This window comes from Salmonella sp. SJTUF15570 (assembly GCF_043357055.1).
Lineage (GTDB): Bacteria > Pseudomonadota > Gammaproteobacteria > Enterobacterales > Enterobacteriaceae > Salmonella > Salmonella enterica.
In genome coordinates this window covers 1-12,294 of the sequence record NZ_JBEUKJ010000008.1, presented here as the reverse complement: position 1 = coordinate 12,294, position 12,294 = coordinate 1, and the positions used below count along the sequence as shown (strand labels likewise).

Sequence of the window (12,294 nt, the reverse complement as noted above, 5' to 3'; positions counted from 1 at the left end):
TTTAAATCATCAGGGCGAAAGTACCGGCCCAAACGATGACCATAAATGAAATGCCCATAAAGAAATATTTCACGTTTCATCTCTCCGCGTACCTGTCGTACGCCTAAATGAACTTACACTTACCTGATTATAGAGAGTTGATGCCGGACAATACGAAATTGAGAATTATTCGTGTTTCGACCGCCTGCATCACCTCAGAATTCTGCGCGTCATCGCTCCAGACGGCGCTAATGTACGCCTAAAAATGAGGTGAAACAAGAGGCATTTTCTTATTTACTTTTAGCAACTTACAAGTGTCGGGAATCGGCGACAGTTTAATTTCTGACAGTGATGAATCGCTATTGAGCGACGCCGCCGACACAGTAAAAAAACGCCTGTAAACAGGAGACTTATCGCTAAAAGCAGGAATGAGTAATTTACGATGTGAATATTATGGCAATGCGAAATGACAAAATAAAAGGCCTTGCGGCCTTTTTCAGATGTAGAGTGACGCTTCCCCCAACGGGCGAGTCTTGAAACGGCGATGAATCCAGAGATATTGCTCCGGGGCGCGCATGATCTCTTTCTCAATAATTTTATTCATATAGGCAGCGGCTTGATTTTCATCTGCCGGGTAACCTTCCATTTCAGGGGTAATATACAGACGATAACCCGAGTTATCGGATTTCCTTACCATTGTAACGGTCAACATGGCGGCGCCAGACAGCCTGGACAGTACATAGGTGCCGTTGGTGGTGGCGACGTTTTCAACCGCGAAAAATGGCGCAAAGGAGCTGCCTTTAGGGCCGTAGTCCTGGTCGGGAGCAAACCAAACGGCTTCCCCTTTTTTTAGCGCGCCCACAATGCCGCGCAGATTGTTTCTGCCGATCATCGCTTTATTTGAGCGCATACGACCGCGCGTCTGCACCCACTCCATGAGCGGATTGTTATGCGGACGATAGGTCGCCATCATCGGCTGGCAGAGACCCATTACCCGGCCTCCCAATTCCAGCGACATAAAATGCACGCCAACGACCATTACGCCGCGATTTTGCGCCTGCGCACGGGTAAGGTTGTCCAGCCCGTCCACATCAAACCATTTGCGAACCCGGCTATCAGGCCAGAACCAGGCCATGCCCGTTTCAAGCAGCGCCATGCCAAGAGAGTGGAAATTCTCGGCGATCAGTTTTTCCCTTTCTTCCCGGGAGAGGGTCGGAAAACAGAGTTCAATATTTTTCTGGGCGATCGACTCACGTCGCTTCAGGAAGGGGCGCGCCAGCTTACCGGTGCGGGTGCCCAGAAAACGCAAAACCGGGTAGGGAAGCTGCACCAGTAACCAGAGGACGCCAACGCCAAACCACGTCAGCCAGTAGCGCGGGTGCAAAAACGCGCGTGAAAATTTGCTTTGAGGAAACATAAAATACCTTCTGTAGATACGAAAATAATGTATCGCAGAAGAGTCATTATCCGCAGCGGTACACTCTGAAATACGCATCATCCTTCAAGTTGCGTTCGCTTATCCGAAGCACTTACTTGAGTAAGCTCATCAGGGTAACTTGAATGATTTACGTATAGTTAGGCCATCATGTACGACAATGGTTCCCGTAAGGAGTGTAAAACTAAGTCAGTACTAAACCACGAGGGCATGAACGCCAGGCAGGCTAATGTACCACCAGTTATTTACTCGCGCCCAGAAATTCTTTATCAAGAAGCGTAAATATTTCTCCCGTAGCAAAAATAAGCTAATCATTATTTTTAATGCATTGTTTTTACAGTAATAATTTTATTTCAGACGAAGGTCATTGAAAAATGATTAGAAAAATAAAATGTGAGATAAATGTTATGGAAATGACGTGCTGATAAGGTTTATCTTAAAGGAGAAGTGAGAGGGACCGTAAGGCTATATGGAAGCCTTGCCATAGACAGGAGGTATTATAGATGATCTATTTATGGACATTTCTTGCAATAAGTATACTTGCCGTGAGTGGCTATATCGGTCAGGTGATGGGGGCTTTTTCTGCGGTTTCTTCTTTTACGGGAATGGTTATCCTTGCCGCGCTGATTTATTTACTCAATGTATGGCTGCAGGATGGCGATGACATCGTTAGCGGATTATTGCTTTTTCTCGCACCGGCATGTGGGTTAATTATTCGCTTTATGGTGGGATACGGTAAGCGTTAGTCAGTACATACCCTTCATACTTCAAGTTGCTGATGTGTTGGCTATGGATTACTCGGCCCATTCATGGGCCTCGCCCTGACGGGACGTCGCTCACCCCAGTCACATCGTTATCTATGCTCCCGGGGACTCACTCCCTTGCCGCTTTTAAGCAACTCGAATTATTTTTGGTATACACGATGTCAGCGAATAGATAGCGCCGACAATGTCGGCGCTTCTGTTCCCCGGGAAGGCTAATCGTTTATTGTGCGTCCGCAAGCTGCAGTGAGTCCTGATTATGTAACGCATTCTGGCGCTGGCGTTCCAGTTCCAGCGCGCCGCGATGGGAGAGGTAACAGAATAGAATGCAGCACACGATGCCGCCCATCAGAAGATAAAATCCGCCGTACCAGCCCAGTTTATCCACCATGACGCCAAACAGGCTGGTGCCCAACGAGGCGCCGAAAATATAGCTCATGAACCCACGTAATCCGACGGCGGAACCTACGGCAAAGCTGGGGACTATCTCCATTGTCTGTACGGACGCGAGGAACTGCGGGACGTAAATCAGACAACCTACAATGGCGGCGAAAATCGTTACCATCAGCAAAGATTCACTTTTCCAGTATCCGATCAGACAGACAAAAATCAGCGCCATGCAAATCATGGCTAACGGCATTCTGCGGCCCTTAAACAGTTTATCTGACAGCCAGCCTGCCAGTAGCGTGGAGGGAATCGCCGCCCACTCGAAAAAGAGAAACGCGACGCTCATCTGTTCTTTTGAAAAGTGTTTTACTGTCAACAGATAGATAGGCAACCAGCTAATCATGCCAAACCGCACCATATAGACGAAGACATCCACCAGCGAAATATACCAGGCATTTTTATTGCGCAGCACATAAGTACAGAAGATTTGCCATGCGCTCATATTTTCCGGCGCTTTTGCCGTATTCTTCGTTTTCAGTATGACTTTTTCTTCCGGCATCATCTGTTCCAGGGAGGGAAGACCTTCTTCGCGCGGCGAACCTTTTCCCAAGACCAGAACAATTAAGGCAAAAATGACGGCGACGCAGGCCGGAACGATATAACTGGCGCTTTGCCAGTGTTCGCTGCCCAATATCGCAAAAGCCGCACCGACGATAGGCGCGACGATCCCGCCGCCAACGTTATGCGAGATATTCCAGAAGGCGCCTACGCGTCCGCGTTCCCGGCGAGGGAACCAGTTTGCAATAGTAATAAACGAGGGGCCGACGCCCATGCCCTGAAAAAGGCCATTGAAGACCACCAGAGCGGCAAATATCCAGAATGCGCTACTGAATCCCAGCCCAACGTTAACAATCGCGCAGAGTACCAGACCGCACGCCATGAAGACTTTTGGGCTGGCTTTATCCGCCAGACTGCTCATTACGCCTTTACTGATTCCGTAAGCAATAAGCATACAGCTACTCAGCAGGCCGATTTGCGTAGCGCTGAGATCCAATTGCTCTTTTAAATAAGGCGTCGATAATGTGAAGTTGTTTCTGACTATATAGTAAGCGAGATATCCCAGAAATACGCTTAACAATGCCTGTATACGATATCGACCATATGTGGCCTGGACTTTTTCCGGTGGGACTTTATGCGCCGATTGCCCTGTTTTTAATATTGTTAACATGGAGTCACCTGTATTTTATAGTGAGATGAACATCAGGAGGTTTTGTCGGTAGAGTGAAAGGAGTGACAATAAAATTCAAGTCGAAGAAATGTGTCAAAATTGACTCAATTGGGTGAATCTAAAGGTTATTTTTGACCCATTTTAAAGGGTGTGGTGAAACTTTAATTATTGGCATGGCCGTTTTATCGTTAGCATGTGCGGATATTAACAAATTTGCTGCCAGTAATCTGATACGCTTTATTGATGTTTTCGAGCGACGGACCCGTTATTATTCAAATAACGCTGTTCTGGATGCCAACAGAAATAAAAGGGTAAGTTTTGTCTCAATATTTTCTTTATGTGATATCGATATTTATGAACGGGATCACAAATCGACTTTTCTCATGCTGTAGTCGTTTCGCCAGAGTGGGCGCTTTTACGCTATGGCTGGCGGCGATGTTCGGTTCTTGCCAGGCGTACAGCCGCGAGCTGGTGATGGCAACGACCTTTTCACCCAGCGCGACCGCCTGGATTATCCAGCGCTGGCAGACGGAGCCGGGTTCCGTCATGATTCGTACGCTCAACCGTACCAGCGGTTCTTTAGAGCAATTACTTGATACGGCGAATGCGGAAAATGTCGATCTGATCCTGACGTCATCCCCCATGCTGTTGCAACACCTTCAGGAGCACCAAAAGCTGGCGCTATTGGATAGCGCGCCTGCCGCCAGCCAGAAGCTGGTGCCGCGTTCTATCCGCTCAACTTCAGTGGCGGTAGCGGTATCCGGATTTGGGCTATTGATCAATCGTTCAGCGCTCGCTGCGCGCCATCTTCCGCCGCCTGCCGACTGGCAGGATATGGGCCTGCCCAGTTACCAGGGCGCTCTATTAATGAGCAGTCCGTCACGCTCAGACACCAATCATTTGATGGTGGAGTCGCTGTTGCAGCAAAAAGGCTGGACGGCAGGGTGGGCGACGCTGCTGGCAATCTCGGGTAATCTGGTCACGATTTCCTCTCGCAGTTTCGGCGTAGCGGATAAAATCAAAAGCGGGCTTGGCGTTGCCGGGCCGGTCATTGATAACTATGCTAATTTGCTACTTAACGATCCTAATCTTACTTTTACCTATTTTCCGTATTCTGCGGTGTCGCCCACTTACGTCGCGGTGTTGAAAAACAGCCGTCATGCAGACGAAGCGCGTGCTTTTATTCATTACTTATTAAGTCCGAAAGGGCAAAGGATACTGGCTGACGCGAATACCGGTAAGTATCCCGTCGCACCGCTTAGCGCCGATAATCCTCGCGCCGCGCAACAACAGCGTTTGATGGCCCAGCCGCCGTTGAACTATCGTCTGATCCTGAAGCGTCAGCAACTGGTACAACGCATGTTTGATACCGCGATCAGTTTTCGTCTTGCGCAGCTTAAAGATGCATGGCGAGCGTTGCACAGCGCAGAAACGCGGCTTAAACGCCCCTTACCTGAAATTAGAGCCTTATTGACCAGCGTCCCGGTGGATGCGGCAAGCAGCGAAGATGAAACCTGGCTGGCGCAGTTTGATAATAAAAGCTTTGCCGAACAAAAAATGATGGAGTGGCAGATCTGGTTTCTGAACAATCAGCGGCTGGCGATTCACAAACTGGAAGAGCTGAAATGAAGGGGAGATTATTGCAACGGCTTCGTCAGCTCAGTATCAGCAACAGTTTACGGGGTGCATTTTTAACGGGCGCATTACTGACGCTGATTGTCAGTATGGTCAGCCTTTATTCCTGGCATGAACAAAGTTCGCAGGTTCGCTATTCGCTTGATGAATATTTTCCTCGCATCCACTCCGCTTTTTTAATTGAGGGGAACCTGAATCTGGCCGTGGATCAACTCAATGAATTTTTGCTGGCGCCGAACACGACGGTACGTTTGCAGTTACGTACGCAGATTATTCAGCATCTGGATAAGATTGAGCGTCTCAGTCAGGGGCTTCAGCTTGCTGAGCGCCGGCAACTGGCCGTCATTTTACAGGATAGCCGGACCTTGCTGGCGGAGCTGGACAACGCCCTCTACAACATGTTTTTGGTGCGGGAGAAAGTCAGCGAGCTTTCCGCTCGCATTGACTGGCTCCATGATGATTTCACCACGGAGCTAAATTCGCTGGTACAGGATTTTACCTGGCAGCAGGGGACGCTACTCGATCAAATTGAGGCGAATCAGGGCGACGCGGCGCAGTACTTGCAACGTTCGCGCGAAGTGCAGAACGAGCAGCAGCAGGTATATACCCTGGCGCGAATTGAAAATCAGATTGTTGACGACCTGCGCGACAGATTGAATGAGCTCAAGTCTGGCAATAATGATGGGATGCTGGTGGAGACCCATATTCGCTATCTGGAAAACCTAAAAAAAACGGCGGATGAGAATATTCGTGCGCTGGATGACTGGCCCAGTACGATCACGCTGCGGCAAACCATCGACGAACTATTGGAAATCGGGATGGTAAAAAATAAGATGCCCGATACCATGCGCGATTATGTTGCGGCGCAAAAAGCCTTACTGGACGCCAGCCGCGCCAGAGAGGCTACGCTAGGGCGCTTTCGCACGCTGCTTGAGGCGCAGTTAGGTAGTAGTCACCAGCAAATGCAGACGTTCAATCAACGCCTGGAACAGATTGTTCGCGTTAGCGGCGGGCTTATTTTAGTGGCGACGCTCCTGGCGTTGCTGCTGGCCTGGGGACTCAACCACTATTTTATCCGTTCCCGGCTGGTAAAGCGTTTTACCGCGCTTAATCAGGCTGTGGTACAGATAGGACTGGGGAGAACCGACTCGACTATCCCGGTTTACGGGCGCGATGAGCTAGGACGGATAGCCCGTTTGCTACGTCATACGCTGGGCCAGCTCAATATGCAACGCAGGCAGCTTGAACAAGAGGTCGCCGAGCGCAAAGAGATAGAGGCCGATCTGCGCGCCATGCAGGATGAGTTGATTCAGACGGCGAAACTGGCGGTAGTCGGCCAGACCATGACCACGCTGGCGCATGAAATTAACCAGCCGCTGAATGCGCTTTCAATGTATTTATTTACGGCGGGACGCGCGATTGAACAAGGTCAGAGCGGACAGGCGAGAAATACGCTCACCAAAGCGGAAGGGCTCATTAACCGGATTGACGCCATCATCCGTTCGCTGCGGCAGTTTACCCGCCGGGCGGAGCTGGAAACGCCATTGTATCCCGTTGATCTGCGCCAAACTTTCGTGGCGGCATGGGAGTTATTGGCCATGCGCCACCAATCCCGGCAGGGAGCGCTTTCACTGCCAACCGACACCGTATGGGTTAGCGGCGATGAAGTGCGTATTCAGCAGGTTCTGGTGAATGTGCTGGCGAATGCGCTTGACGCCTGTTCGCATGATGCGGCGATCGCGGTGACGTGGCAGACGCAGGGAGAGGCGCTGGAGGTTTATATTGCAGATAATGGCCCTGGCTGGCCTGTGGCGCTGTTGCCCTCTTTACTCAAGCCGTTTACCACCAGTAAAGCTGTCGGGTTGGGTATTGGGCTGTCGATTAGCGTGTCGCTGATGGCGCAAATGAAGGGCGACCTGCGTCTGGCGTCGACGCTGACGCGTAACGCTTGCGTGGTGCTGCAATTCTCGGTAACGGATGTCGATGATGTTGAATGATGAATGTTCTATTTTGCTGATTGATGATGACGTTGATGTACTTGACGCCTATACCCAAATGCTTGAGCAGGCAGGCTACCGCGTGCGTGGCTTTACCCATCCTTTCGAGGCCAAAGAGTGGGTAAAAGCGGATTGGGAGGGGATCGTTTTGAGCGATGTGTGTATGCCGGGGTGTTCCGGTATCGATCTTATGACGCTGTTTCATCAGGATGACGATCAACTGCCAATCTTATTGATTACCGGACATGGCGATGTACCGATGGCGGTTGATGCGGTGAAAAAGGGCGCCTGGGATTTTCTGCAAAAACCCGTCGATCCGGGCAAGCTGTTGATATTAATTGAAGACGCGCTACGCCAGCGCCGGTCGGTCATTGCACGGCGGCAATATTGCCAGCAGACGTTACAGGTTGAACTGATTGGGCGCAGCGAGTGGATGAATCAGTTTCGACAACGGTTACAACAACTGGCGGAAACGGACATTGCCGTATGGTTTTACGGTGAGCATGGCACTGGACGTATGACTGGCGCCCGTTATCTCCATCAACTGGGGCGTAACGCGAAAGGGCCGTTTGTACGCTATGAACTCACGCCGGAGAATGCCGGGCAGTTGGAGACATTCATCGACCAGGCGCAAGGAGGTACGCTGGTGTTGAGTCATCCCGAATATCTGACACGCGAACAGCAGCACCATCTGGCGCGTTTACAAAGCCTGGAGCATCGGCCTTTTCGTTTGGTGGGCGTTGGCAGCGCTTCGCTGGTGGAGCAGGCGGCAGCTAACCAGATTGCGGCCGAGCTTTACTACTGTTTCGCCATGACCCAAATCGCCTGCCAGTCTCTTTCTCAGCGACCAGATGATATCGAGCCGTTATTTCGCCATTATCTTCGAAAAGCCTGCCTGCGACTCAATCATCCAGTGCCGGAAATAGCGGGGGAATTACTGAAAGGAATAATGCGACGCGCCTGGCCAAGCAATGTGCGCGAACTGGCTAATGCGGCAGAGCTTTTTGCTGTTGGCGTGCTGCCGCTGGCGGAAACGGTCAACCCGCAGTTGCTTCTGCAGGAGCCGACCCCGCTTGACCGGCGCGTTGAAGAGTATGAGCGACAAATTATTACCGAAGCATTAAATATTCATCAGGGACGAATTAATGAAGTGGCGGAGTACCTGCAAATTCCCCGTAAAAAACTTTATCTGCGCATGAAAAAATATGGTCTAAGTAAAGAGCATTATAAATTCTGATATTACAGTTACTTTCAATCTGGCTGACAACATCAGCAACGATGTCGTTAGCCAGATAACGTCGCATCACCGTAATGGTAAATCATTCCATCATGATTATAGATTGCTTATTATTCACCTGAGCATCAAATTCTATTTCTTAACTTCAATATAAGGTAAAAATGCGTCAAGTTCTCTGGCGTAATAAATGTACTCTTGTCCGACGATTTGACAAGATGAAAACTTCATCACCTCTCCAGATTACATCTGAATATGAGGACAAGAGAAATGAAAAAACATGCTATTGCAGTAATGATGATCGCCCTATTTTCTGAGTCGGTTTATGCGGAGTCTACCTTATTTATTCCGGACGTCTCTCCTGATAGCGTCACGACATCCCTTTCCGTAGGTGTGTTAAATGGTAAATCCAGGGAGCTGGTTTATGATACCGACACCGGGCGGAAGCTGAGTCAACTGGACTGGAAAATAAAAAATGTCGCCACGTTGCAGGGGGATTTATCATGGGAACCCTATTCGTTCATGACGCTGGACGCCCGCGGCTGGACGTCTTTGGCGTCGGGATCGGGTCATATGGTTGACCATGACTGGATGAGCAGTGAGCAGCCAGGCTGGACCGATCGTTCAATTCATCCGGACACCAGCGCCAACTATGCTAATGAATACGATTTGAATGTGAAAGGTTGGTTATTGCAGGGCGATAACTACAAGGCGGGCGTGACAGCGGGCTATCAGGAAACCCGTTTTAGCTGGACGGCAAGAGGCGGGTCTTATATTTATGATAATGGTCGATATATTGGTAATTTTCCTCATGGCGTGCGCGGCATAGGTTATAGCCAGCGTTTCGAAATGCCCTATATCGGGCTGGCGGGTGATTATCGTATTAATGACTTTGAGTGTAATGTACTGTTTAAATACAGCGACTGGGTAAATGCGCATGATAATGACGAACACTACATGCGCAAACTTACCTTCCGTGAAAAAACGGAAAATTCACGATATTATGGCGCTTCTATTGACGCCGGATATTATATTACCAGTAATGCAAAAATCTTTGCTGAGTTCGCTTACAGTAAATATGAAGAAGGTAAGGGCGGTACGCAAATCATAGATAAAACCAGCGGTGATACGGCGTATTTTGGTGGCGATGCCGCAGGTATAGCTAATAATAACTATACGGTTACCGCGGGGTTGCAGTATCGCTTCTAGACCACATCAGCATGTCATCGGTCATAACCGGCCGATGACGACTTTTTGCTGAACGTATGGCATGTCCGGTGATATTGCATAGGGGCAATAAAAGCAACATGAAAGGGGAACCGCTCGAAAGACTATGCAGCAAGAAGAGAATTTCCTGGGTATCAATGGTGTCCCCTGCAGGAATCGAACCTGCAACTAGCCCTTAGGAGGGGCTCGTTATATCCATTTAACTAAGGGGACAACGCGGCGCCAGTATAGCGTTTTTTATTCGCCGGAGTAAGTGTAGCGCCGCCTGACTGGTTAAACCGTCGCCACTCAGCGCTGTTTTTCCGCTTTTTTCCGCTCCCGTTCCAGGCGCTCGCCGCGTAGCCTCGCTTCTTCCTTACGCTTATTGCTCATATCGTTGCGGATCTGCGCGTGGCTCATCAATGCGAAAATAAAGGTGCCGCCGCAGATATTTCCGGCAAGTGTGGGAAGGGCGAAGGGCCAGAGAAAGTCGCTCCAGGGCAGCGTGCCGTTGAAAACCAAATACAAAATTTCAACGGAACCGACGACAATATGGGTGGTATCGCCCAGCGCGATAAGCCAGGTCATCAAAATAATGACCACAATCTTTGCCCCGCCTGCTGCAGGAAACATCCATACCATTGTGGCGATGATCCAGCCAGAGATAATCGCGTTGGCAAACATCTCCGTTGGGCTATTTTTCATGACCTCCATACCAATTTTGACAAAGGCGTCGCGGGTCTCTTCATCAAATATAGGCATATATTCAAATGCCCACGCCGCAACCCCGGTGCCAATAAGGTTGCCCAATAAGACTACGCCCCATAAGCGCATCAGCAGGCCAACGTTACTCAGAGTGGGATTTTGCATTACCGGCAATACGGCGGTAACGGTATTTTCAGTAAATAATTGCTGGCGGGCCATGATGACAATGATAAAACCAAAGGTATAGCCGAGATTTTCCAGTAAAAAGCCGCCGGGAACGCCTTCAAGCTGCACGTGGAAAATTCCTTTCGCCAGGAGTGATGCCCCCATAGAAAGTCCTGCGGCAATGGCTGACCAGAGCAAAGCCATCGCATCGCGTTCCATCTCTTTTTCACCATCCTGGCGAATATGTTCATGAATCGCCATGGCGCGGGAAGGAAGACGATCTTCATCCACTTCAATCTCTTTACCGCTTTGTTTTTCTTCGCTTTCAACTTCCAGGTCACTGCTGTGCCGGTTAATTTTATCGTCGTTAAGGCTATCCATGATGATCTCTGCTGATTAATACATATTAATAAAGCGTAGCGGTTTTTCATTTACCCAGGCCGGGGCATTCTCCGAAAAAATAAAAATGATCACGCTCGTTTTTATCTGTTTCGTTAGAATAGGGCCGTCACGTTGTTGCGTTACCAGGCTATGCTCAGAGCAATGAGATCGCGCATATAGACATCGTTTGACGTGCTGTTAAAATCGCTCACACCTAAACAGGCGGATACGGTAGCGTTCCGTCATGGATGGCAATCAGCGATAGCCATAATTCACAGGGAGACATCTATGAAGCTTCGCCTGTCGGCGCTGGCGCTGGGAACCACACTGCTGGTCGGGTGTGCGAGTTCCGGTACAGAACAGCAGGGGCGTTCAGACCCATTTGAAGGGTTTAACCGCACCATGTACAACTTCAACTTTAATGTGCTGGACCCGTATGTTGTTCGGCCGGTCGCGGTCGCCTGGCGTGATTATGTTCCACAGCCTGCGCGTAACGGTTTAAGTAATTTCACCGGCAACCTCGAAGAACCGGCGATCATGGTGAACTATTTCCTGCAGGGCGATCCTTATCAGGGTATGGTGCATTTCACCCGTTTCTTCCTGAATACCTTATTAGGGATGGGCGGCTTTATTGACGTCGCGGGAATGGCGAATCCTAAGCTGCAGCGCGTTGAACCGCATCGCTTTGGCAGTACGCTGGGCCATTATGGCGTGGGGTATGGGCCTTATATGCAACTTCCGTTCTACGGCAGCTTCACGCTGCGTGAAGATGGCGGGGATATGGCGGATACCTTGTATCCGGTGCTCTCGTGGTTGACCTGGCCAATGTCCATAGGAAAATGGACTATCGAAGGGATAGAAACCCGCGCGCAGTTGCTGGACTCCGATGGTTTGCTGCGCCAGTCTTCCGATCCTTATATTATGGTGCGCGAGGCGTACTTCCAGCGTCATGACTTTATCGCCAATGGCGGAAAACTCAAGCCGCAGGAAAACCCGAACGCGCAGGCGATTCAGGATGAACTCAAAGAGATCGACTCGGAATAAACGGCAGTAAAATAAATATCCTCCGGCATAGCCGGAGGTTTTTCAGATGCGCCTGTAAGGCTCTCTTACCAGCCGCGCCCTAACAGGCGCATACGATCTGACATTTGCATCAAACTTCGTTACTTACGGCCCGTAAA

At 49.8% G+C, this 12,294-nt stretch carries 10 protein-coding genes and 1 tRNA gene; 6 read left to right on the top strand and 5 right to left on the bottom strand.

The genetic code is table 11. The features are described 5' to 3' along the window. Position 1: 1 nt before the first annotated feature. Together ypdK and lpxP are read right to left on the bottom strand one after the other, a co-directional pair. A complete protein-coding gene (ypdK, locus tag ABVN44_RS16375; protein ID WP_010723117.1) occupies positions 2–73 on the bottom strand; it encodes a membrane protein YpdK in 72 nt (23 codons plus the stop codon). A gap of 402 nt (positions 74–475) precedes the next feature. Continuing rightward, positions 476–1,396: a kdo(2)-lipid IV(A) palmitoleoyltransferase gene (gene lpxP / locus ABVN44_RS16370; RefSeq protein ID WP_000484431.1), complete on the bottom strand. Its 921-nt coding sequence runs from the start codon at positions 1,394–1,396 to the stop codon at positions 476–478. A 521-nt stretch (positions 1,397–1,917) separates the two neighbouring features. On the opposite strand from lpxP, the gene ABVN44_RS16365 reads away from it, so the two are divergent. Beyond that, on the top strand, positions 1,918–2,160 hold the full coding sequence (locus ABVN44_RS16365; protein ID WP_000639889.1) for a YfdY family protein: 243 nt from the start codon (positions 1,918–1,920) through the stop codon (positions 2,158–2,160). Between the two features lie 238 nt (positions 2,161–2,398). Here the strand turns inward: ABVN44_RS16365 and pgtP are convergent, their stop codons facing one another. Next, positions 2,399–3,790, bottom strand: coding sequence for a phosphoglycerate transporter PgtP (gene pgtP / locus ABVN44_RS16360; RefSeq protein WP_000955744.1), 1,392 nt, complete (start codon positions 3,788–3,790; stop codon positions 2,399–2,401). 435 nt (positions 3,791–4,225) lie between these two features. On the opposite strand from pgtP, the gene pgtC reads away from it, so the two are divergent. From pgtC to pgtE, 4 genes are all read left to right on the top strand, one after another. Then, a complete protein-coding gene (gene pgtC / locus ABVN44_RS16355; protein WP_000467985.1) occupies positions 4,226–5,419 on the top strand; it encodes a phosphoglycerate transport regulator PgtC in 1,194 nt (397 codons plus the stop codon). After that, on the top strand, positions 5,416–7,422 hold the full coding sequence (gene pgtB, locus ABVN44_RS16350; RefSeq protein ID WP_000678493.1) for a two-component system sensor histidine kinase PgtB: 2,007 nt from the start codon (positions 5,416–5,418) through the stop codon (positions 7,420–7,422). The genes pgtC and pgtB overlap by 4 nt, the downstream gene beginning before the upstream one ends. Next, entirely contained in the window at positions 7,412–8,659 is a 1,248-nt protein-coding gene (pgtA, locus tag ABVN44_RS16345) for a two-component system response regulator PgtA (RefSeq protein WP_000930843.1), read from the top strand. Before pgtB ends, pgtA begins: the two co-directional genes overlap by 11 nt. 267 nt (positions 8,660–8,926) lie before the next feature. After that, positions 8,927–9,865 carry an omptin family outer membrane protease PgtE gene (gene pgtE, locus ABVN44_RS16340; RefSeq protein ID WP_000716001.1) on the top strand — a complete coding sequence of 313 codons (939 nt, stop codon included), beginning with the start codon at positions 8,927–8,929 and terminating at the stop codon, positions 9,863–9,865. A gap of 156 nt (positions 9,866–10,021) precedes the next feature. On the opposite strand, the gene ABVN44_RS16335 is transcribed toward pgtE, so the two are convergent. Both ABVN44_RS16335 and ABVN44_RS16330 read right to left on the bottom strand, forming a co-directional pair. Further along, a tRNA-Arg gene (locus ABVN44_RS16335) sits at positions 10,022–10,096 on the bottom strand. Positions 10,097–10,171: 75 nt separating this feature from the next. Next, positions 10,172–11,113 carry a formate/nitrite transporter family protein gene (locus tag ABVN44_RS16330; protein WP_000377772.1) on the bottom strand — a complete coding sequence of 314 codons (942 nt, stop codon included), beginning with the start codon at positions 11,111–11,113 and terminating at the stop codon, positions 10,172–10,174. A gap of 288 nt (positions 11,114–11,401) precedes the next feature. Between ABVN44_RS16330 and mlaA the strand changes: the two genes are divergently transcribed. Beyond that, positions 11,402–12,157 (top strand): phospholipid-binding lipoprotein MlaA, encoded by a 756-nt coding sequence (gene mlaA / locus ABVN44_RS16325; protein WP_000776787.1) that lies wholly within the window; start codon positions 11,402–11,404, stop codon positions 12,155–12,157. The last annotated feature ends 137 nt before the right edge of the window (positions 12,158–12,294 follow it).